Origin of the sequence: Rhizobium sp. BK491 (genome assembly GCF_014194925.1) — a bacterium.
Lineage (GTDB): Bacteria > Pseudomonadota > Alphaproteobacteria > Rhizobiales > Rhizobiaceae > Rhizobium.
The window spans coordinates 1224097-1246422 of sequence record NZ_JACIAR010000002.1 but is presented as its reverse complement, the minus strand read 5'-3'; the positions used below and the strand labels follow the sequence as shown (position 1 = coordinate 1246422).

17 protein-coding genes are annotated in these 22326 nt (G+C 57.3%); 9 read left to right on the top strand and 8 right to left on the bottom strand.

What is annotated here, in order from left to right; all coding sequences use genetic code 11:
- Positions 1–2: 2 nt before the first annotated feature.
- The 9 genes from FHX05_RS30840 (at position 3) to FHX05_RS13905 (ending at position 6025) form a co-directional block, all read left to right on the top strand.
- Positions 3–2111, top strand: coding sequence for a D-alanyl-D-alanine carboxypeptidase family protein (locus FHX05_RS30840; protein ID WP_348648315.1), 2109 nt, complete (start codon positions 3–5; stop codon positions 2109–2111).
- Between the two features lie 490 nt (positions 2112–2601).
- Positions 2602–2955, top strand: a complete 354-nt coding sequence (locus FHX05_RS13940) for a hypothetical protein (protein WP_183872295.1) — start codon at positions 2602–2604, stop codon at positions 2953–2955.
- Positions 2956–3124: 169 nt separating this feature from the next.
- Positions 3125–3319, top strand: coding sequence for a hypothetical protein (locus tag FHX05_RS13935; RefSeq protein ID WP_183872293.1), 195 nt, complete (start codon positions 3125–3127; stop codon positions 3317–3319).
- A 315-nt stretch (positions 3320–3634) separates the two neighbouring features.
- On the top strand, positions 3635–3907 hold the full coding sequence (locus FHX05_RS13930; RefSeq protein ID WP_183872291.1) for a hypothetical protein: 273 nt from the start codon (positions 3635–3637) through the stop codon (positions 3905–3907).
- Positions 3908–4129 carry a hypothetical protein gene (locus FHX05_RS13925; protein ID WP_183872289.1) on the top strand — a complete coding sequence of 74 codons (222 nt, stop codon included), beginning with the start codon at positions 3908–3910 and terminating at the stop codon, positions 4127–4129. It begins immediately after the preceding gene.
- Between the two features lie 49 nt (positions 4130–4178).
- A complete protein-coding gene (locus FHX05_RS13920) occupies positions 4179–4385 on the top strand; it encodes a hypothetical protein (protein WP_183872287.1) in 207 nt (68 codons plus the stop codon).
- Positions 4386–4453: 68 nt separating this feature from the next.
- Positions 4454–4720, top strand: coding sequence for a DUF2293 domain-containing protein (locus FHX05_RS13915; protein ID WP_183872285.1), 267 nt, complete (start codon positions 4454–4456; stop codon positions 4718–4720).
- Positions 4721–4812: 92 nt separating this feature from the next.
- Entirely contained in the window at positions 4813–5364 is a 552-nt protein-coding gene (locus FHX05_RS13910; protein WP_183872283.1) for a hypothetical protein, read from the top strand.
- 13 nt (positions 5365–5377) lie between these two features.
- Positions 5378–6025, top strand: a complete 648-nt coding sequence (locus FHX05_RS13905; RefSeq protein ID WP_183872281.1) for a hypothetical protein — start codon at positions 5378–5380, stop codon at positions 6023–6025.
- Between the two features lie 185 nt (positions 6026–6210).
- On the opposite strand, the gene FHX05_RS13900 is transcribed toward FHX05_RS13905, so the two are convergent.
- The 8 genes from FHX05_RS13900 to FHX05_RS13865 form a co-directional block, all read right to left on the bottom strand.
- Complete coding sequence (locus FHX05_RS13900) at positions 6211–6606, bottom strand: hypothetical protein (RefSeq protein ID WP_183872279.1); 396 nt, start codon at positions 6604–6606, stop codon at positions 6211–6213.
- Entirely contained in the window at positions 6603–7112 is a 510-nt protein-coding gene (locus tag FHX05_RS13895) for a hypothetical protein (RefSeq protein WP_183872277.1), read from the bottom strand. Before FHX05_RS13895 ends, FHX05_RS13900 begins: the two co-directional genes overlap by 4 nt.
- A 603-nt stretch (positions 7113–7715) precedes the next feature.
- Entirely contained in the window at positions 7716–9011 is a 1296-nt protein-coding gene (locus FHX05_RS13890) for a capsular biosynthesis protein (RefSeq protein WP_183872275.1), read from the bottom strand.
- Positions 9008–10585: a sulfatase-like hydrolase/transferase gene (locus FHX05_RS13885; protein WP_246698912.1), complete on the bottom strand. Its 1578-nt coding sequence runs from the start codon at positions 10583–10585 to the stop codon at positions 9008–9010. The genes FHX05_RS13890 and FHX05_RS13885 overlap by 4 nt, the downstream gene beginning before the upstream one ends.
- A gap of 131 nt (positions 10586–10716) precedes the next feature.
- Positions 10717–11571 carry an SDR family oxidoreductase gene (locus FHX05_RS13880; RefSeq protein ID WP_183872271.1) on the bottom strand — a complete coding sequence of 285 codons (855 nt, stop codon included), beginning with the start codon at positions 11569–11571 and terminating at the stop codon, positions 10717–10719.
- 19 nt (positions 11572–11590) lie between these two features.
- Complete coding sequence (locus FHX05_RS13875; RefSeq protein WP_246698946.1) at positions 11591–12949, bottom strand: aminotransferase class I/II-fold pyridoxal phosphate-dependent enzyme; 1359 nt, start codon at positions 12947–12949, stop codon at positions 11591–11593.
- A gap of 50 nt (positions 12950–12999) precedes the next feature.
- On the bottom strand, positions 13000–20460 hold the full coding sequence (locus tag FHX05_RS13870; RefSeq protein WP_183872269.1) for a type I polyketide synthase: 7461 nt from the start codon (positions 20458–20460) through the stop codon (positions 13000–13002).
- Positions 20461–20784: 324 nt separating this feature from the next.
- A complete protein-coding gene (locus tag FHX05_RS13865; protein WP_183872267.1) occupies positions 20785–21963 on the bottom strand; it encodes a polysaccharide biosynthesis/export family protein in 1179 nt (392 codons plus the stop codon).
- Positions 21964–22326 lie beyond the last annotated feature (363 nt).

The following is a 22326-nucleotide window of genomic DNA, read 5'->3' as shown; positions in this document are numbered from 1 at the left end:
TCGTGCAGCTTATCGACCGTGGCAGGGAAGGCATCGCCAAGACGATCAAGGAAGCGAACGCTCTCGGCATCATCATGTCAGATCAGCTTATCCAGCGTGCCGACGAATTCAATCAGAAGTGGGATGCTATCGGCCGCACGATCAGCACGAATGTCAAGCAGGCCGTGCTTGGCCTTGCGTTTGCCGCCGACGATTTCCTCGACAGCTTCAACAAGGTCGAAGAGCAGGCGACCGGCAACGTTCAGAAGGCTCTCATTGCCAAGTATAAGGAGCTTGACGAGGCCAAGAGGAAGCTCGCCGAACTCCAGCAGGATCAGCTCGCTAACCCGGATGACCCCTTTGTCGCGCAAAACATCGAGCGCCAGCAACAGGCCGTCGCCGAGCTGACCAAGGAGGCGATGAAGCTCCGCGACGTGCTGGACCGCCGCAGCGGCTATTCCGATAATTTCGTCTACAAGACCGGTGAAGACGCGAAGGCAGCAACCCCGCAGATCAACGCCTTGAATGCGGCGCTGGCGAACACCGACACCAGCACCCGGAGCGCCATCAATGCGATGACGAGCTATGCCGCTGCAATCCGCGCGCTCAAGGGCGAGGTTCCCGAACTGGCGAAGCAGCTTGCGGAATTGGACGCCAAGAGCAAGATCGAGGCCATCTATCAGAAGGCGGTTTCCATGGCGAACGGCCCGGCTGACGTTTACATGGCGCACGAAATCCGTGGCAAGGCGCTCGAGTCCCTAAACATCAAGAGCGCCACGGACGATCCCGAAAGCTACCTCTCTTCCATTCTGGCGACCGGCAAGGGCGCAAGTAGCATCGCCGGAATGCAGTCGGCTTTCCAGCAGAAGCTTGCCAAGATGATTGCTAGCATGCCGGACGATCTGAAGGGCAGCGTCACCATCAATTCCGGCTTCCGTGATATCGCCGATCAGCGGCAGAAGTGGCTTAATGCTCTCAAGAAGCATGGGTCGCCGGAGGCCGCTCGCAAGTGGGTGGCACCGCCCGGCAACAGTCAGCACAACAAGGGTAACGCGGCGGATCTCGGTTACGGTTCCGATGCGGCACGGCAGTGGGTTCATCAGAACGCCGGCACCTTCGGTCTGTCCTCCCCCCTCAATAATGAGGATTGGCATATCGAGGACAGCGCCGCCCGCTCGAAGGACACCACCGCCGAAATCGACAAGCTGACGGCAGTAGCACAAAAGCAGTCTGAAGCCTACGCCCGCATCACCGGCCATGCCCGCGAATACGTCAACGAGCAGAAGACTGAACAGCAAGCCCTTGGCATGACCGCAGAAAGGGCCAAGGCGCTTCGGTTTGAACAGGAAATGCTCGCCCAGGCACAGCGCGCCGGTATTCCGCTTACGGCGCAGAACCGGCAGGAGATTGCCCAGCTTGCGCAGGGGATGGCTTCGGCGGCCACTTCCTTCGAGCAGTATCAGGACAAGCAGCAGCAGGCGCAGGAAACCGCTCACTTCTTCGGCCAAAGCCTTACCGACGCCCTGACCGGCGTCATAACCGGCACACAGACGGCACAACAGGCGTTGCAGAGCCTCTTGCAGACGCTCATCAAGGCAACCTTGCAAGCAGCGCTCATGGGCGAAGGGCCGCTAGCTAACCTCTTCGGCACCGCGCCGAAGAAGGACGCTGCCGGCGGCGGTAGCGGCTTCGGCGGACTGCTTGGCGGGCTGTTAGGCAAGTTGTTTGGATTTTCGGAAGGTGGTTATACCGGTGACGGCGCGAAGCACGAGCCAAAGGGCATTGTGCATGGGGGCGAATTCGTCGTGACGAAGGAAGCTACCCGGCGCATCGGCGTGCGAAACCTCCAGCGGCTCAATGCTGTTCGCGGATACGCCGAAGGAGGTTATGTCGGGAACGCGCCCGCGATCCGCACGCGTGATCTGAAGCCGGCGAATGCGAATGCTCCGGTGCAGCAAATCAGCATCTCCGCACCTGTCACGGTCAACGCTAACGGTGGCACGCCCGAGCAGAACAACGATCTCGCCCAGAAGATGAGCAAGCAGATGGAAACGACCATGCGCTCGGTCGTAGCCGATGAACTGCGCCGCCAGACCCGGCCGGGCAACTATTTGAACCAGAGGAGCCGCTAAACGACTCACAGCGAGTCATAGGCGCGCTTCGGCGGCGCGGGTGTCTCCTTTCCCTATCCGGGAGCCTCCGCGCCCGCCTGTGACTCTCTATGGCGGAAACCGGCCGGGTGCGAAGCAACCGCGCCGGCCCATCTGCCTTCGAAACGGGAAACGTCTTTCCGATTGCCGTGAGAGAACCGCAGCCGGGAGCTTCCTTAGATACCTTCCGGGAAACAGTGCTCAAGCGGTCAGCGCCGCAAGGCGCTGACAAGGCCGAAGGCCGCGTAGGCGAGCCGCGCCAGCGGCGAGTTGCAGGCGTGTCAGCATTCCTTTGTCTTGTTTGTCTGATATATGTGTATCTGTATATATGTATCTAATACATATATAGGATATATATAGATAAGCGTAAGGAATGCTGACACGCCGGATGGATATCCGCGCTCACGACTTCATGCACGCCAGCAAATTTTGGCTATACCTACCTTAAACGAACTCTCGGAGAGGTGGTAACATGCCCGTAGTATTGCCTTTTGCTGATGCCATGGCGAAGGCGCGGAATGCAATCGCATATGAAAAGGCCGTTCGCGCGTTGGACCGCACGGAGACTCGGAAGGCCGAGCGTGCCGCAGAGGCGGCGGCCGAAGGCCGCGAAGATTATAAGCCGCGCCGTTGGTTTGGTGATGATGTGGTTCGCCAACTCGCTCGCCAGCGCAACAAGGAAGAACAGCAGTCCGTCAAGCGCGCAACTGGCGTTCGTAACTACACCTTCCACGAAACGGAAGAGGAGCGTCTTGCCGCAAGACGGGCGAGCAACAGGCTTGCTTCCAAGAAGCGGCGGGACGCCAAGAAGGCCGCAGCCGCATGACGACCTTGCGGCGGCTAGCGTCAAACACCTTATTTCCTGATTTCAATAAATACTGAATTACTGAAGTAACTATATGTTTTTATTGCATTTTATGATTTTCTTTATTGCCAAATCGCTACCCATGATTCATGCATGGGACGCTCGATTTTGAGCCGGGGGATAAAATCAAATGCAAACCTACATTTCGACCGACATCTATCATGACGTTCTCGATCAGCTTGAAGAGCTGTTCGCCACCTTCGACCCGTCCAAGCCTGATTGCCTACGCACGCGGCTCATCATGATCCTCGGCGAGGAAGGTGGAATCTGGCCGTCCTCGTGCCGCAACGGCTCGGAAAATGAGAGCCTTAAGCGCGCCGCTTAACAAACCTGTCCTAAGAAAACAATGACTTACATGGCGAGACAAACACGCCTATGGCCGGCCTGTTGCTTTCCATACTTTCGTGTAGCAAATGGGAAGTCCCGCAACGAACAAGGGACGTTCCCATGCACAACTCCATTGGAAATGAGCGTGATCGGTAGGAAACACCGATCCGATCAGCCGTGCCTTACGTGACGGGATCAGGCTTTGTTCCTGATGGAATACCTACCGGAAGCGGCGGGAACCGCCCCGGCAGGGATTTAGAAATGTCGACTACCAAATCAACATTAAAGGCCGTAGGCCAGAAAGATCTATACCATGGCGAAGACTGACAAGGAACTGTTCCGCGACTACCTGATGTCGAAGGAGAAGGGCCAAAGTGACAACGTGGGAGCTCTTTACCTCACCGGGCATGAGTGCTTCGGAATTGACGAAATGTTGCGCGACGTAGTGAACAGTATTGTCAACGCCGACCCTCAGCCGGTGGAAGAACTGGACTTCCTCATGCAGGAGTTGCGAGGGCTCCTGCATAATCTCGCTCATGTGAGGAATGGCTTTATCGCCTATAAGGCTTCTCAGGAGGCGGCGTAAATGGCCCTCAATCCGAGCCTTCGCCTCATGGTCGCTAACGCCAAGGCCAAGTATGGAGACGACTTAAAGACCGCAACGGGCATGCCCTGTAAGTCCGAATTGGAAGCGGCTTTGCGCCTTACGGTGATGGAGCACCTCGTCGTTCTCGGCTTGCGCAAGGCTAGCAAGGATGAACTCCGGCGCATCATCCTCGACGCATTGGCCGAAGGAGCGACAGCGTAGTCGCAAGGCCCGCCACCTTGGCGGGCCTTTTCCATTTCAGAGAGCTACCATGTCGAACGAATACACCGGCCTCACGCACGCTGAAGCAAATGCCCTCATGCGGTCGAAGATCATAGCCATTGCCGCAGAAACCATCGCCGAAGCGCGATCTATGTCGCCGGACGAGTGGTCCGGCCGCGATGTGCCCTATTGGTCGGATAGCATTGCTGGCGCGATCTATTACGTCGTTCAAAATCGCTTACGGGGTGGTCCATGATGAGCCACACGCAGCGAAGGCGAGAAAGGCAAGCTCGAAGACATAAGCAGTAGTTCCACCAATATGAGGTGGAGTATTTCATACGCGAGCATTTTCCGGGTTGCCCGGAAGTGGCCGTCTCTTTCTTCGCATATAAAATCTGCACGACTCCGAAAAATTGGGCCGGGGCTACGATTGCAGACGCGGTCGATCTGACGATGCAAAACCACCTACGCCACGAATTCACCGACTATGATCAGCTGCTAATGGTAGGTGTGCAGCGAAAGGAAGCCCGCTACAGGGTGCAGCCGAAAGTGAATGCGATGATAGCCATGTGGAAGAAACATGAGGCGTAAACACACGACCCAGTGCAGGGCGAACCCAGCGCTGTTGAACTCAACATTTTGGTGTGCCAAAGGATACCAATGCAAAGTGTTTGGGTGGACACATGACCTCGACAGAATTGGATGAGCTTTACGGAACGTGTGACCTGCCGGCGAGGCCAGTAGCACAGCATGAACTTAACTATCGTCCGATGAGCCACATGACCTTGAACGACGAGACCGCTGCGTTCCTTAAATCTTACATGGATCAAGCAGCACCGGTGAAGCTTTACCACCCCTCTGCACAGACGAGTCACATCCTTTGGCTCATTGATGAGAATGGGGTGATGCACATTGCCGTCGAAGAAATTATCAACGAAGACGGAACGTTGATCGGCGTTTTGCCCAAATCCATCTTGGCACGACCTCCCAAGGACGAACTGAGGAAGTTAGGTCATCCAAGTTTGCTACCGCCAGGGCAAACCAAAGCCCGTATTGGTGGAGAGATTGGCTACGACCCTGGTGGGCACGATGGCCGCGAATGGTGCCTGACCAATGAATCGGGCCGATTTGGAACATGTCCAGGCCGAACCGAAGCTCATCTTCAAGCCGCATGTGGAATATTCGAGGATTTCGACATATATCTTGCCTATGAATTTTATTCCCCTGTCAACTGAAGGGCGGTCATAAATGGATCTTTTGGCTATGCGTCCGTCCGAATGGCGCACTCTTGGCGAGCGCCTCCTTGATGACAGGACTCAACAAGACTTCCTCAACTCGCTGCGCCAATTCCTCGCAGTGATGGCGAATGACAATGGGGCCGATACTGACAAGATCTATACTACAGCGCTAAAGGCTTCCAAAGCAGATGTCTGGAACCACATTCCCGCCTCCGCGGTCGCCGACACCCTCGCAGGGGCGCCGCCTGAGAATGCGACCGTGTTCCTTGGCGGAATCCCTTATGCTGCTCGCGAACAAATTATGGTCAATTTCCTTCTCCGGCGCATCACCACATCGCTGGGACAACCCACGGAAATTGCCGATGTCATCGCGGATAAAGACCGACAGCCACAGAAGCGGGTCACAGCGGCGGACCTGGACGAAATTATGAGGGGAATCGAGGGGCGCCTCTCCGTTGCGTCTGCCCTAAAGCGTGACACACTGCCACTTGCGCTAGCAATTCATGACTCTGATGTTAGATCTCCACGAATCGACACACTCATAGAGGATATCCAAAAGCTACTACGACATCAGGGTCTGTTGACGACGGATGAGCTTGATGTTCCCAGACTTGCGGTAAACCTCCCGTGGCTACTTAAGAGCGGCATCGTTCGGTGACGTTTAATAGCGTCCTATTGTGTGATCTCTGAGGCGAGATCCTGTGCGATCAACTTGAAATCGCTTCCTTGCTCTTAGGTAAAGGCTTAGTGCGCGGCTGGAAACCGAAACTAGAGCGGGGAAAGCAACGGCCAAAGCCTCTTTCATAGACGAAGGACCGCCTAAAATTCAGCAATCTTTTGCTCTCAGATTGGCCTCACGTAATCGCCTGATTCAATATCAAGCGCCAGCCTTTGACGCTCTTGGCCTTCTGTGATCTCCTCCACAGACCCTTGATTGCTAAACGCCCATATTGCGCCCGTCCGCTTAATCACGCGCTTTGTTCCCGGTGCTGTCGCGAATTCATCGCTGGATAAAGTGCTCATCTTCGCTTGAACATGAACGACACGTGCCTTGCCGCGAACAATTTCCAAAATGCCCAAATCCTCGCCAGTATCAGGATCGTTAAGCTGTTCGCCCGCGCTAAATACTAGAAATCTTGATCCAAGAACTATGCCGTGATCGCTACCTCGATTAATTACGAGGTCATAGTCGTCTATAACTTTGATGACCTTGGGTAGGCCGCTGTATTCATCGCTCATTGGCTTACTCTCCTGAACAAACCGGGCCGGATAAGAATCGCGCCCTTGGCGGTTTGAGCTAGCTTTTCTGTAGCGGCATCAATATCACCGAAAACATCGTCGTTCTCGCGGACTAAAATTTGCACAAGTCTATTAGTCTGGACGTTCACGACTTCGCCTGTGCATATTAAGCGTTCATACTCACCATCCTTGATATAGATCGCGGTCATAACCCCAAGGCTTAACCAGGGCGTGCCTTCGACTATAAGCAGCTTCTTGTCGTGAATTGCCTTGACGACGGGCACCCCCAGAAAATCGGGGGTGTCATGGCTAAGAATGATCCACAGGAGGTATAGTATAAGAATGCAATACACGCCGTTTAGGATGGCAATGTTGGAATATGTTACACGCCATTGTTCGCCCTGCCACCAACCGATGATGCCAATCAGGGCGGTTGTCGCAGCAAATATCGCCGCGAAAGCCCCAGCATGACGAATCACAGCTTTCCTGACGGCTTCCTGATTCACTGCGACCCGACCTCGACTCATCTGCGCCTAAATTGGCGAGATTATAAAATACCGCTGGCTGTATGGAAGTATATGACGCCCCTATTTGCGATTGATCATGCCTGTGGAAAACTCCTTCGGCGTCACAAAATCGCGACCGTCGCGCCGTCACAAATTAGTAAAATCTAATAATAATATTATCTAATAATATCAATTAATTAAAATTTTAAACGATGAGAGATTTGAGTTTTCGAGTCTCTCATCGCCCACCACTTCTTCAGATTGAATGTCAGTTGATTTTCTAGCAGCTTTGTTGTGCTCTCGATGAGCGAGGTTGCGCGCTATCGCGGCGGCTCAGTAGTTGCCGAGAATAATCACGCCCAGAAGCACCACGGAAACAAGCACAAGGGCTGCTATGATGATCAGCAGCTCCTTCAACATGAATCGTTCCATCTTGCTGTCATCCATGACGTTTGCTCCCGGCAAACCGCTATTGAAATTCACTCCCAACGTCGAATCGCCGCGCCGGGTTCTCTATCAATCCATATGTAAGCGGTCGTATTGTCAATTTCAGCCTGAAGACCCCTCGCGGCGGCATTCTTCTTTCATCCCATTGCATCTTCATTACGGCACATGAAGCTTTATCGGCCGCTGCCTTGGCGGCGGATCGACGTAGGCGTCGGGCAAATTGACCGTTCGCAATAACAGTCTCTCGGCAATCTGCGCGGCGGCGGCGCGAGCGCCCTCGCGCGAGCAAAAGTTGCCGCGTACCTGTACCGCCGCGGCCAGCAGGCGAAAAAATGCATCGCGCAGTTCCGGTGACGGCTGCGTCGGCTCTAGCCAGAATCGATCCAGGTTCCCCTGGTCACTCAGTCCATCGATATCGTAGATCGCGGCTCCCAGCGCTTTGACCGGCTTCCCCGCTTGCAGCGCCGAAAGTGCCGCAGTCGAGTTGATCGTTACCATGCCCTGACTGGCGACAATCAGCCGGTCGAGACTGCCGCCATCGATCAGATGGATGCGCGGCGACAATCCGCATGAGGCGCCGATATGCTCGACATAGGCCCGCCAGTCCACGAGCCCATTGTCGAGCGGATGAAGCTTTAGGACGAGATGTGTATCCGGCGCGGCATGCTCCGCAAAAGAACGGAGAATCAGCCGGATCGCATCCTGCTGCTGATGAAAAGGCGAATGCGCGCGGAGCTGAAAATCGGTCTGAAGCTGTAGGGGATAGACGAAGAATCGTTTGCCGCCCGCAATCAGCTCCTCGATCACGCCCTGCGCTTCCCGTGTCCTTCTGCCGCTTGCCGGCAGTTTCTTCAGCCATCCGGCATATTCCATCAAGGGATGGTAGAGCCCGTGCCGGCGATAGCCGGGATAGAGGAACCACAGAAAGACGGTCGGCAGATAATAGGCGAGATCGTAAAGCGCTTCCGCCAGGAAAGTCTGGTTGTAACGACGTGTCCAATCCGGCTCCGGCAGATTGGACGCGGCCTTCAGAATATGGACCGGATTGGTGGGAAAGTGCGAATTGGAAGAGAGGCCGTCTCGCTCGAGGGTCACCCAGTCCGGCCGCAAATAACCCATTTCCACGACATTGACGGCAACGCCGGCGCGGCGCGCCTCCTCGATGGCGACCCGGTGATAGGGCCGCTCTTCCCCATGCAGGATCAGATCCGTGACATGCTCGGCTTCGATTCGAAGCCTGACATAGGCTCGCCATCCGGCAAAGTCGCCGCGATAGTTGAACGCCTTGCGGCGGCGCCACGAAATCCAGTCCCCGGCATTCAGGTTGATGCGGATGCAACGGCCGCCAGCCTTCTCCAATATCCTGGCAGTCTCGACGAACAAAGGCGAGGATGGGCCCTGCAGGAAGAGGAAGACGCGCGGTCGCGCGGCCCCTTCCCCACTGGGCATCATTCCGCAACCTCGGTGGCAAGGCCGGCATAGCGCAGCAATGTGCCGATCAGATTCCAGGGCGCTTCTTCCTGCGGCGGCTGCGGCTTTTGCGAATGGGCGCGTGCGCGGCCAAGCGGAACGATGACATAATCGGTGCGCGGATCCGGGAACGGATCGGCAAAGGCCTTCAGCAGGGGTGCATGATCGCCATAGAAAAGCAGCCAGACCGGGCGATCCAGCCTGTCGAGATGATGGGCAAGATTGCCGAGCGCATGATCGGCGCGCATCAGGAGTTCGCCGTAGATGTCCACCGGATTGACGAGGTCGCCGCAGCGACCCGGCTCCCAGGGGCCGTGATTCGCCATGGACGCGACAAAGAGGAAGTTCTTGTTCGTGCCTTCATCATCGATCGTCCGAATCACGCTTTTCGTCAGCGAGAGGTCGCTGACATAAGGGCCATCGCGCTCGGGATTGTGATCGAACTCGTCCAGCATCATCATCCGGTCGAAGCCAAGCTGCGGCAACGCCTTGTGACGCAGGAAAAACGTCTTGTCGTAGGGATGGATGAACTGCGTCTTCCAGCCGGCCTTTTTCAGCCGCGCCGGCCAGACGACATCCTTGTAATGGCTGGCACGCAAATAAGGGTAGCTGGCGTCGATATGCACATTTTCGGGCAGTAGCCCGCTCAAGACGGCAAACTCGGTTCGTAGCGTATAGCCACCCTCGAAGACGCTTGTCATGCGGCCCCATTGCGCGGCCTGCTCCCTCAGACGGTCGAGATTGGGAAGCTTGATATTGTCGACGCCGAAATGTCTGAGGTCGATGAAGGATTCGGATTGCCAGACGACGATGAGCGGCTCGTCTTCGCCATGCTCCCAAAGCTCCTGCAGCGCCGACATGAAACGCTCGGATAATTCCGAGACGATTGCCTCGCGCCGGACACCGACCCAGATGACGAAATGAAAAACGACGGAGGCAAAGGTGCCGAATCGCACCGTATCGCTCTTGACGTCAACCTTGCCGAGAAATTTCTGCGTAAGACGGCAGACCGGTTCGCTGACGACGCGGCTGAACAAAGCGATCCATGGCGTAAAGGCTGCAGCCAGCATCAGCAGGATCCAAAGCACACCGTGGTTGTCCGGCAGAACCGCAGGCTCCAGATACATGTAAAGACCGCTGAGGCCGAAGACGTAGGCAAAAGCGATGATCCAGAAGACGATGTTCAGCGATGTCGCGTAGAAGATCTCCTTGTATTTGAAGACATCCACGACGAGCGCGATGTCCGAAAATACCAGAGGCTCGCGGATGAACTCGAATTTCGCCCTCGATATGCCGGTGAAGATGACGAAGAAACTGATGACGGCCTGAGTGCTGTAGATCGGGCGCCAGGAAATGGCGAAGAAAGCCGCATAAATCAGGATGATGACCGGAATTCTTGCCGCCCAGTCGCAGACTACTCGCCGCCAGCTTCTTTTCGCACGGTTCTCGGCATTGATGGCCGCCGGCATCGCCAACGGATCGGTCAGAAAGACGATGACGCAGGAAAACGCGAAGCAGGCAAGGGTCAAAAGAACTGGAAAATCGTGAAGCTTCAAGACTGCGCCATCCAAATGCCCGCTGCCTCGGCAGCATTTCCATATCAGCGAGGAACGGGCCGCTAATACCCCTGACTTACCTTCTCTTGCACGTGTTTCGCTGGCGGTGCAACTCCTGTGCGTGTTTTGTATTACTTATCGCGATCAAAGCTCTGCTTGCCGGTATCGGCAAGACCGCTATGCGCCTCGTCACCAAATATTTTTCGCGCCTTGCGTGAAAACCACCATAACAGCAATGGTTTTATCAGCGGTCCGAAGTAAGCCAGCGCCGTCAGCGAAAATCCGAAGTGAAGCTTCTGCCTGCCGCGATCCATCCCACGGACGATTCTTGCTGCTACCTCCTCCGCACTCCACGGCTTGACGGCCCCCATCAAAATCTCCGCTTCACGCGGCCTTAACGCAATTTCCCGAGCATATTGCGGCGTCATCGTATCGGGCGGGAAGCAGATCGAAATCTGCACGCCCCAAGCGCCGGCTTCCGCGCTCAAAGCCTCGGCAAAGCTCGCCAGCGCCGATTTGGATGCGCAATAGGCGGTATAGCCGAAGATACCGATCAAGGCGGCACCCGAAGAAATCATCATGATCCGGCCGCCGCGGCGGCTCTTCATGCCTTTATAAACAGCACGAACCGCGTTGGCTGTCCCAAGGAGATTGACGGAGATCTGCTCATCGAAAACCGACGCGGACATTGCATCGAAGGTACGGGGCTCGACGATACCCGCGGAAGCGACAAGAATATCGCAAGGGCCGAAGGACGCCTCGCAAAGCCTTACCGCCTCGGTAGTCTGTTCGGCAGAGGCCACATCAACGGAAGCCGTCCGGATAAAGGCGCCGTCGACACCGGGAAGCATCGCGATTTCAGCGCGCGCCTCTTCGAGGCGCCCGGTATCGCGAGCAAGAAGCGAAACCCGAGCCCCTCGGGCGGCATAGAGCTTGGCTATCGCCAGACCAATTCCGCTTGAACCTCCCGTGACGATAACGTGCATGAGACGATCGCCCCGAAACTTAAGAGCCGCCTGGAGTTTGAGCCATGGGCAGCAGTTGCATCATCTTCTCCATATCCAGCGAAGCAAGACCGAAATTGCGGTCCTTCAAGCTCTTGAGTTTTTCTGCTGTCAGCCTGACCGCACGCCGGATTTGCTCCTCGGTATGATTGCAGGTGATGAAGAAACGAAGGCGCGCCATGCCCTCGGGCACCGCCGGATGGATGATGGGCAGCACGTTGATGCCTTCGGCGAGCAAGTCGTTGGAAAGCTGCGCGGCCCGAAGCGAATCGCCGACGATCACGGGCACGACCGAGTGCCCCACGCTGAGGCCGGTATCGAGGCCAGCCGCCTTTGCCTCGTCGAGAAACAGATGGCCGTTGCGCCTAAGCCGCGCGGTTCGCTCCGGTTCGGACTTGAGAATATCGAGGCCAGCGACGGCGGCGGCGGCGAGAACGGGCGAAAGGCCGACGCTATAGACGAAACCGCCGGCTTCCGCCTTCAGAATATCGGCAAGCGCACGCGTGCCGGCGATATAGCCACCGCAGCTCGACGTCGTCTTCGAGAGCGTGCCCATCCAGATATCGACATCACGCGGATCAAGATCGAAGTGCTCGAATGTGCCGCGGCCCGTCCTGCCGAGAATGCCAAGCGCGTGCGCCTCGTCGACCATCAGCCAGAAACCATAGCGCGCCTTGAGCTCCAGCAGCGCCGGCAGGTCGGCGATATCACCATCCATCGAATAGATGCCTTCGACGATGACCAGAATGCGCCGGAAATCCGACGATAGTGTCTTCAGGATATTCTCGAGGCTATCGACATCATTATGCTGGAACAGCCGGCGGGCGGCACCGGAAAGCTTGATGCCGGCAAGCGCGCTGTTGTGAATGAATTCATCGTGGATCACGAGATCCTGCGGCCCCATCAGACAGCCGATCGCAGCGACATTGGTTAAGTAGCCGCTGACGAAGCAGACGGCGGCATCGACACCATAGACCTCTGCAAGCCTGCGCTCGAGCTCCACATGATCAGGTCGCTCGCCTGCGACGAGACGACTGGCCGACGCCGAGATTCCGAAGCGGTCGATCGCCTCCTTGGCGCGCTTGGCGACATGCGGGTCCGTATTGGTCGCCAGATAATCATAGGAGGCAAAATTGACGAACTCACGCCCGCCGATGCGCGTCGTCGCGCCGGCGGCGGCATCATGCGACCGATAGAATGGATTGGCGACGCCGAGCAGCTCACCTGCCATGCGCTGCGTTGCGACACGCTTATATTCGGGCAGATCCTCGAAACGGGTCGCCTGACGCGGTTGTAACTGTGGCTGCCGGTTCAGCCTTTCGGTCCGATTGCGGCCGGAGGATTCGCCGACACGGCGCATCTGCTCAAGCAACTTGCTTTTCTTCTGCTCCGCCTGTTCGCCATTATAGGTCACTGCACGGCCCTTTTTTCGTGTTCTGCGGCATGGCTACGCGCCAGGCGCTCGACCACCTCGTCTCCGGCCATGTCACTAGCAGCATTGTCGCCGTTGCGATTCATGACCCGATCACGCAAACGGCTGACGACATCGCCTACGGTCGTACCCTCGCCTACTCCGCTCAAGGGAATATCGAAGCCGGTTTTCTGCTGGAAGCTCATGCCGAGCTCCATGGCCATCAGGCTGTCGAGGCCGATATCCTTCAAAACCTCATCGGGGGTCACCGTGTCTTCGGTCACGCGCAGGATGGCCGCAATCTCTGCCGCGACAAGCGCATGCAGAGCGGCCTGAGCCTCCTCTTCCGATTTCCCGCTGATCAGTTCCCTGAGATCGATGCTGTCTCCCTCGTTGAGGGCCTGATGGTTGCCTGCATGGCGCATCAGCGGCTCGAACAGAGAACGTCCGGCAATCGGCAGCAGACGAGCGGCATTCCAATCGATCTCGGCGATCATGACCGCCGCCGCATCGACATCTCCTCTGTCCGCCAACATATAACGCTCGACCTGTTCCAGCGCGTCTCGCGCCTTTAATGCGGCCTTGCCGATACGCTTGGAGAGGAGATCGTTGACCTCGATGTTGCGGGCAAGGAAGCCCTTGTCAGCGATCGCGCCGAAGCCCACCGCAAGCGCGGGCCTGCCTGCGGCCCGACGCGCACGCGCCAACCCCTCCAGATAGCCATTGGCCATCACATAGTTAGCCTGACCGGGATTGCCGAGCATGGTCGTTGCCGAGGAGAACAGCAGGAAGAGTTCCAGCCTGTCATCTCGCGTCAGACGATCCAGATTTTCCGCGCCACGGATCTTTACCTCGAGAACGGGGCGATTGCGTTCCGGCGTCAGATTGGCAAGGAGTGCGTCGTCCAGGACCATGGCGGCGTGAACGACGCCCTTCAATGCCCCTTCGGTGCGGAGCGAGGCAAGCAGCGTCTCGACCGCGGCGGCATCGGTGATATCGCAGGCATGCAGCGTCGTAACGACACCCCGCTTTGCCCAATCTGCTATCGCCTGCTTCGTTTCAGCATCGGCAATGCCGCGGCGTGAGCATAGCGCTATGCGGCGCGCGCCCTTCGAAACGAGCCAATCGGCGGCGGACAACCCGAAGCCGCCAATGCCGCCCGCGATCAGGAAAACACCCTTGCCATCGACACGCAGGGATTTCGCGGGTGCGCGCAAGACGCTGTCAACACCCGCAACGGGCGGCCGCACCACGATTTTGCCGATATGGCCGGCATTCTGCATCAGCCGGAAGGCATTGCCGATCTCGTCATAAGCGAAGGCGCGATATGGCAGCGGCGTCAGCTTTTCCTCGGCGAAAAGCTGCCCGATCTCCCTGAAGATGCGCCGAGTGAGATCGGGTACGTTGACCAGAAGCTGATCCGCATCGATACCGAAATAGCTGACATTGCGCCGGAACGGACGTAGGCCAATCTTACGGTCGGAATAATAGTCGCGCTTGCCGAGCTCCAGGAAGCGGCCGAATGGCTTGACCAGCTCGATGCTCCGCTCCATCGCTTCGGAAAAGAGCGAATTGAGGACAAGATCGACACCCTCGCCACCCGTAAGCCGCCGCACGCCGGAAACGAAATCCAGAGAGCGGGAATCAAGCACATGATCGGCGCCGAGCATTTCGAGAAAGCCACGCTTCTCGACCGTGCCGGCGGTGGCGATCACCCTGGCACCCTTAAGCTTGGCAATCTGGAGCGCCGCCAGACCGACGCCGCCGGCAGCTCCATGAATCAGGATGGTTTCACCCGGCTGAATGCGCCCAAGCTCGACCATTGCATAATAGGCGGTCAGAAAAGCGACAGGCACGGTCGCAGCCGCAACGGTGTCCATCCGTTCTGGGAGCTTCGTCACTCCGTCGCGGTGAACACGGACATGGGTCGAGAACGCGGCAGGCCCGATCCCCATCACCTTGTCACCCAGCTTGAGATCGTCGACGGCATCGCCAACGGCAAGAATTCGCCCAGCGAATTCCATGCCGATGGTGGCACCAGCAAAGCCGTCCTCAAGCGCCTCTTCTGGCAGGAGCCCCATAGCCCACATCACGTCGCGGAAATTGAGGCCGGTCGCTTCGACGGAGACGACAATCTCCCTCTCGTCAGGCACTGGAAGGCCGACTTCCTCCCAAACGACGCTATCCAGACGCCCGCCCAGATGTTGCCGGATCATCGCCGCGACAAAATCCCGGCGGCTTGCTTCGACGGCATCAAAGGGACCTGCGGCAGCTCTGATCTCCCGAACCTTTCCGGTCGCGCGATCCATGAACCATTCGCGGTTGTCCGTGTCCGCCGTCATGAGGGTGTCAACTGCGGAGAACACTCGCCCGTCATCTGCATCGGCATCCAGCAGATGGACGTCAAAGGCATCATATTCGTTTTGAAGAACGCGGCCCAAAGCCCACAGACCGGCATTCGCGTCATCGACGGGGCGAGCCGACAGCGGAGAACCGCCGGGCGCCAAGATCACCAGTCGAGGCCGTGCTCCATCGCTGTTCTGCGACAGCAGGTTCGCCAGTTCGGTGAAGATCGAGAGACGCGATAGTGAAAGTTCCGCCGCATCGCCGCGCTTCACGCCGGCAAGATACACGATCCCGCTGGTTCTCCGGTTGACCGCATCGAGAACGCCGGCAATATCTGGCGACAACGCACTGAGATCGATGACCTTTGCATTCTCACCCAGCTTGCCAAGCCCCTTCTTGCCCTGCTCCGACAAGATCAGGATTGGCTCGGCGATCTCCACGACGGCAGCTGTTTCCGGTTGCCGTTCGGACATAGCCGATACCGCTATCAACGCTCCCTCGGGGAATACCTGCTCATGGATCAGCGGCTTGGCAAAACCCAAGTTCCCCAGGAGCTCGGCGATCTGCTGCGGCGTGCCGAGCCGCCCAACGGGGAATTCCGGCGACGAGCTATCCGCAAACCAGCCTTCGGAAAGGCCGAAGACGAAATCATTGAAGGCGCTCGGCGCACGATCGACCAGCAACAACCGCGCGCCGCAGGCGGCAACCGTCCGGACAGCCCGCTTGATATCGTCATTGTGAAGCATCAGGTACTGGCTCTGATCGCCGGAGGCGACCACGAGGTCCGCGACATAGCGATCCGTCAGTTTGGCCGGATCGGTAACGATGACATGCGCATCGCGTTCGAATGCGATCTCCAGTGCTCGGCGCACCTGCTCACGCGGCTCGGCAATCACGAGACATGCGCCCGCTGCTGCGGTGATCGTCGCCAGTTTTCGGCTGAAAGCGGCCGAAACCGAGCCGACTTCCAAAACGTATGCGATCGCGCCGGCATCGGCCTCGATGGCGGATGTCAATGCTTCCGCGAGCATCGAAAGCCGCCGTTCGCTCAAGGGCGAATGAGCAAGCACATGCTCCAGAGTCGCCCCACCCGGAATGTTTGCCCCTTGGGCAGCAGGCTCACGTTCCAGCACGTGCGGTCGTATCGTCGCCAAATGTTCGAGCGTCTCGCGATAGGCATCGCCAACGAGAACACTTTCGGCCACGCGCCCAGCGTCCTCGCGATAGATTTCCTGAAGCAGCTCGGCCACAGGCGGCAGTGTCGGCTCCAGGGGAACGTGCCACTTGCCGTCTCCAGTCTCCGCGATGCCGGCATCCTCCAGAATGTAGAGGCAATTGACCAGGAAAGACCGGAATTCGGCATCGCCGGGAAGGCCGGAAAATGCGACGGCGCCGTTACGGTCCGCAACCTTTAGTGCGATATCGTAGCAGGCGCGATAGACTGCGGCTTCAAGAAGAAGGCTTGCATTGTTGAGCGCATGGCTCGCGCCGGAACTGCCGTACGACGGAATCTGCCCTACGTTAGCGCCCGATTTGCGCGCGCCAGCGAAAAGAGCCGAAGGTACGCTCTCATAATGAAATGCAACGGAATCGAGCGTTGCCCTGCGGCGCAGCTGAGTGCGCCGGAAACGACAATCGTCAAGAACGGCAACGGCGCTGCCCTTCGCATCGAACAAGGTGAAACGGGCCTTGATCGAATTCGCGCTGAAACGCTCGATCTCAATGAAGGCTTTGACGATCGACCTTTCCTTGCCGAAAGCTCTCACGGTGCCAAAGTGAACGGGAATATAGGGAGCGCCGGTTTCGTCGCCGGAAAATTGATCGAACAATGCGACGAGACCGTGAAAGGCCGCGTCGACCGACATAGGGTTGAGATTATAGCTGGCGAAGGGATGAGACGGTGAGGCAGCCGTCTTCAGGTCCACTTCGATCGCATGATGACCGAACGCCGCAGCTTTCGACAGAAGCTGGAAATGTGGGCCGTAATGCAATCCGAAACGTTCCGCGGTTTCGTAGGCCACCTCGGACGTCAATATGGATTTACGGTCCCCCCTCGATCGCGCGGCAGTCTTGCTATCCATCTCAGCCGCCAGCGGCTTGCGGCAACGTCCGACCGCATGCACTGTCCATTCGTCATGGCTGAGGCGCTCGCGCGACCGGATCTCGAGATCTCCCGTCTCGGGTGACAGAATGGTGGACAATTCGACCATCCTGTCTTGAGACAATTCAAGCGGTCGGAAGATTTCGAGATTGCCGATTTCGACTTCATCGGTCCCGTAATAACGCTGCGCAGCCGTTACGGCGATTTCGATAAAGCCGCTGCCGGGCAGGATTGCCTTGCCATCCACCACATGTTCGGCGAGGTCTGGAAAAAGGCGGGCGTCGAGATGGTTCTTCCAATTCGTACCATTGAGATCGGCGCGCCAGCCAAGCAGCGTATACGGGCTTTTGCGATCGCGACCGAAAATATCGATCTCGTCCGTCGTCGCATGAGCACGAAGCTCCACCGGCTCGAAAGGCAGGGGCGGCAGCTTGACGAAGGCGTTGCGCGTGGCGCTGCTGCGCGTGCGTAGCGCAGGCGCACCGTTCGCAACCGCCCGTGCAAATGACTGTGAGACCGGATCATGGCCATCAATGGCGGCCTCGCGCAACAAAGTCGGTATTGCGATCGCCTGAACCGATGCCTGTTTTGCGATCTCCGCGACATAGTTCGACAGGATCGGGCGCGGTGAAATTTCTATAAAGAGGTTGCAGCCCATTGCCAGGGCGACCTGACAGCCAGCCTTGAAAAGCACGGGATCGCGAACATTGCGCCACCAATATTGCGTATCCAGCAGGCGCCCATCGCGCAGTTCGCCAGTTACCGTCGAGATGAAGGTCCCAGTGCCGCTATCCGGCGCGAGATCGGGCAAATCTGCGAAAAACGCCTCCCTGGCACGGTCGATGATGGGATGGTGGAATGGATAGTTGATATCGAGAACATGCGCGACGATCTGAGATTTACGCGCGGCGTCCCTGTAGGCCTCTATCTCATCGGCGGGACCGGAGATCGTTACCGAATTCGGCGCGTTGACGGCCGCGATACATATATTGTCCAGGCCCCTGGCTTTCGCAAAAGCCAGCGCTGCATCCTCGCCAAGCACCACGGCGGCCATCTTGCCCTCACCGGCAAGAAAATCCTGATGCAGCGAACGCTTCGCGACGATTGCAACCGCCTCGGCAGCCGTCAACACCTTGGCTGCGTAGGCGGCTGCGATTTCGCCGACCGAGTGGCCGAAGACCGCATCCGGCTTGACGCCCATCGACCAGAGACAGTCCGAGAGGGAGGCCTGGATCGCGAACAGCAGCGGCTGCGCGATCTTGGTATCGGCCAGGCGGGCAGCAAGATCAGAGGCGACCAGAACATCGGTCAGCTTCTCGCCGAGATAATATTCAAAGAGAGCGCTGAAGGACTGAAAGCATTGCCGGAAATGGCGGTTTTCCTGATAGGCGCCGATGCCCATTCCCGCCCACTGCGCGCCGTTGCCGGAAAAGACGAAGGCGATCTTGGTGGCCTGGGCCGGAGCTTCGCCAGCCTCGCCAGCCGAATTTCTCCCTGCAAGATGCGCATCGATCGCGGCAAGTACCGCTGCACTGTCTTTTGCGCGGGCTGCGAAACGATGACGCATGGGTTCGCGATTGGCAGCGGCGGAAGCAACGATCTGACGCGCTTCCTTGAGCTCGGCAGTTTCAAGACGGGTCTTGTAGTCTTCGAGCAGCGCCGAAAGAGCCGAGGCCGTATGAGCGCTGACGGCGAAAACGACCCCCTCGCCTCGGATTGGCGGTTCGGGCGGTGCGATCGGATCGGGGTCACTGATGACGACGTGAGCGTTCGTTCCGCCGAAGCCGAAGGAATTGATCCCGGCAAAGCGTGCCTGCTTGGCCGGAAGAAGCTCGATCGTTGATGTATTGACCCGAACGTTCAGGCCCTCGAAATCGATGGACTCATTCGGGTGGTCGAAATGCAATGAGGCCGGTAAGAAATTATTTTCAAGCGCAATTACAGCCTTCAACAACCCGAAAAGGCCGGATGCCGGTTCGGTATGGCCGATATTCGTCTTGATCGAGCCGATCGGTACCGGCGCCCGCCGATTGCGCCCTATGACTTCGCCGATTGCCCAGATTTCGGCGGGGTCGCCGACCTTCGTTCCCGTTCCATGCCCTTCGATGAAGGCGATACGATTGACGTCGATATTGCGCCCTTCATAGATCGACTGAAGCAAGGCGGCCTGCGCCTCACGCGACGGCATGGAAATACCGTTGGTTCGTCCCGAAGAATTGACGCCTACGGCATGTATTCTAGCATAGCTGCGGTCCTTCTCGCGCAGCGCAACGTCCGTCCGGCGCAATACGATCGCCGCACCACCTTCTGCGCGAACGTAACCGCGACCGTTGTCGTCATAGGCGCGGCAGAGCCCTTCCGGCGATAGCATGCGCGCCTGCGCGAAGCCCACGAAGGACATGGGGTTGAGCAGAATATTGATGCCGCCGACGATCGCGGTATCGATCTCTCCGTTTTCGAGGGCCTTCACCGCCTGGTCGAGCGCTACCAGCGACGACGAACAGGCCGTGTCGATCGTCATGCTTGGCCCGCGCAAGCCGAATATATGCGAGATGCGGTTGGAAACGATGGAAAGCGTGTTGCCCGTCATGAAATACGGGCTACCCGAGGCGGGATCCTCGAGCGTTAGATTGCCATATTCAAGGGAAGATGCGCCGACATAGACACCCACGCGCTGGCCTTCGAACCCATCGATCGGCAGGTTTGCATCTTCCAAAGCTCGCCAGACAACGTTGAGAAGGATGCGCTGCTGCGGATCCATCTGCATTGCTTCACGCTGGGAAAGGCCGAAAACCGCAGGATCAAAGGCGTAGACATTCTCGAAGACGCCGGCTGCAAAACTGTAAGTTTTTCCCTGGATGCCCACAGCCGGATGCCAAAAGCGCGCAAGATCCCAGCGCTCCTCTGGTATACGGCCTACGGTGCAACGCCCCTCCTTCAGTACGAGCTGCAGTTCATCGATAGAACCCGCTCCAGGGGCAATGCTTGCGCGTCCGATAATCTCAACTGTCATGATCTCTCAGCAATATTCGAAGAAATGCATCAAACTGACCAATATTAACTACTCACGCTAGTATTGCCCGCGTTTTTCAACGACAACAATTTGCGCGCGCAGCATTTATGCGGCAGCGCACCAACCGCTGCAATATGCGATCAGTTAAGCTTTCAATTCAAGCCAGAAATCGCAATTCTTGCTTGCGTGGTTGCAGTTCTTTCTCTAAATCAGTTCGCGATGAATTTCCGTTATCGACAAGGCACGATCCGTCAAAATCATACAGATGTCGGCATCGATCAACGAATAGGTTAAGTCAAGCCGCCGTCGTTCCGTTTCTTGCAACTATTGCCCCAGATTTGCCGCCGTTGCCGCTCCCTGGGATGCGATGCCAAGCGGCGTGCCGATAAGATTCAAGAACTTCCTGATGTCGACGGAAGGATGACGCGATACATAGATGACGTCGCGGCTTTTTACCGGGAAAGTCTGCCCTACGATCAGGCTGTCGGGATTGGACATGTCGAAGCGATAGACGATCGGATAGCGTCCCTTGGCATCCGGAACCATTCCCTTACGCAGCAAACCGTCGAAGCGAGCAGGACCGAGCAGGGCTTTGGCGATTTCAGGCTCCTCGTAGCGGAACAGGAAGAAGCCTTTCGCATTGCTCGAATCGTCGATCGCGCCGTGACCCAGCGCAACAGCCTCGAGCAGGTTCAGATCGTTTGCTCCAAATTCGAGGCGACCATCTCCGCGAACAGATCCAAGCAGAGTGAAGGTCCTCGGATCCCGGACGAGGAAGATCTGATCGCCCGGCTGGACATAGATATCTTCCGACGGATGCTCAATGATGGACTTCAGCAGAACCGTTCCCGTCCGGCTGCCGCGAACCAGCGTTACATAGGTTTCATAAGGTTGCGTTGAAGGCCCACCGGCCTTGGCGATGACTTCGGTAATCTTTTCCTTGGTCAGATCGAGCGGAACCATGGAAGGACGGCCAACGGCGCCCGAAACCGTGACGGTACGCGACGGCGTGCCCATGCTCGTTACGATAACATCAGGCTCGACGGCCTTGGTCGCCAGCGCCGCAAGGATTGCCTTGCGAGCCTGATCAAGCGTCTTGCCCGCAAATCGAACCGAGCCGGCATAAGGAATTGCCGCCGCGCCATCCGGCTGCACGACGACATCGAGCGATACCTGCTTTGATTGCGCCGTTGAAAACAGGCCATCGGCGCCAGCTTCGAAAATCGTGATCTTCAGTGCATCGCCGACACCGATAACGACGGCGCCGACACCACCACCCATGCCAAAACGGCGATTGAGTGTGGATGAAACATAATCGGAAACCAGACGCGCACTGCGGCTGTCGATGTCAACGATATCGAACACCGCAGCATTTCTGCGACCCAGTTCGACGCTGGATTGCCCGGCGTCCTTTACAATGGCGCCAGCCAAAGGACCTTCGCTTGAGACGGAATTGCACCCCGCAAGAACCACGCAACAAATCACGGCGCCAATACGAAACAATTGAAAACCTCAAACAATTAGCTGCCGTGATTACCTGATGGCATACATCGACATGGAATGCATCAAATCTATCGACGCCTTGAAAAGCATAACGGGCACGCGTCAACAAGCCCAAATAGCGGAAATGCAACCAAAAAAATCAGATGCGCTCATATGAACACACCCGGCCCTCAAGAATCGCTCAACCAGCTCCGATTTATAAGGGCCAAGGAGACTTGAAGCAATTTTGGCGAGTATTTTTGAAGATTTAAAATTAAAATTTTCTGAAAAGCAAACAGGACCCGTTAAGCAACGGCATTAGCAGAGGGGTCACCTCATCGATAACGTTGAAGTTTCGCTGAATCGCATTTATGCCGCTTTCCA

Excerpts from the sequence above, each read along its gene's own strand:
- FHX05_RS13880 (WP_183872271.1), bottom strand. The coding sequence starts at position 11,571 with ATGCACGTTATCGTCACGGGAGGTTCAAGCGGAATTGGTCTGGCGATA.
- FHX05_RS13870 (WP_183872269.1), bottom strand. The coding sequence starts at position 20,460 with ATGACAGTTGAGATTATCGGACGCGCAAGCATTGCCCCTGGAGCGGGT.
- FHX05_RS13940 (WP_183872295.1), top strand. The coding sequence starts at position 2,602 with ATGCCCGTAGTATTGCCTTTTGCTGATGCCATGGCGAAGGCGCGGAAT.
- FHX05_RS13905 (WP_183872281.1), top strand. The coding sequence starts at position 5,378 with ATGGATCTTTTGGCTATGCGTCCGTCCGAATGGCGCACTCTTGGCGAG.
- FHX05_RS13910 (WP_183872283.1), top strand. The coding sequence starts at position 4,813 with ATGACCTCGACAGAATTGGATGAGCTTTACGGAACGTGTGACCTGCCG.
- FHX05_RS13900 (WP_183872279.1), bottom strand. The coding sequence starts at position 6,606 with ATGAGCGATGAATACAGCGGCCTACCCAAGGTCATCAAAGTTATAGAC.
- FHX05_RS13925 (WP_183872289.1), top strand. The coding sequence starts at position 3,908 with ATGGCCCTCAATCCGAGCCTTCGCCTCATGGTCGCTAACGCCAAGGCC.
- FHX05_RS13890 (WP_183872275.1), bottom strand. The coding sequence starts at position 9,011 with ATGATGCCCAGTGGGGAAGGGGCCGCGCGACCGCGCGTCTTCCTCTTC.
- FHX05_RS13935 (WP_183872293.1), top strand. The coding sequence starts at position 3,125 with ATGCAAACCTACATTTCGACCGACATCTATCATGACGTTCTCGATCAG.
- FHX05_RS13920 (WP_183872287.1), top strand. The coding sequence starts at position 4,179 with ATGTCGAACGAATACACCGGCCTCACGCACGCTGAAGCAAATGCCCTC.
- FHX05_RS13875 (WP_246698946.1), bottom strand. The coding sequence starts at position 12,949 with ATGCGCCGTGTCGGCGAATCCTCCGGCCGCAATCGGACCGAAAGGCTG.
- FHX05_RS13930 (WP_183872291.1), top strand. The coding sequence starts at position 3,635 with ATGGCGAAGACTGACAAGGAACTGTTCCGCGACTACCTGATGTCGAAG.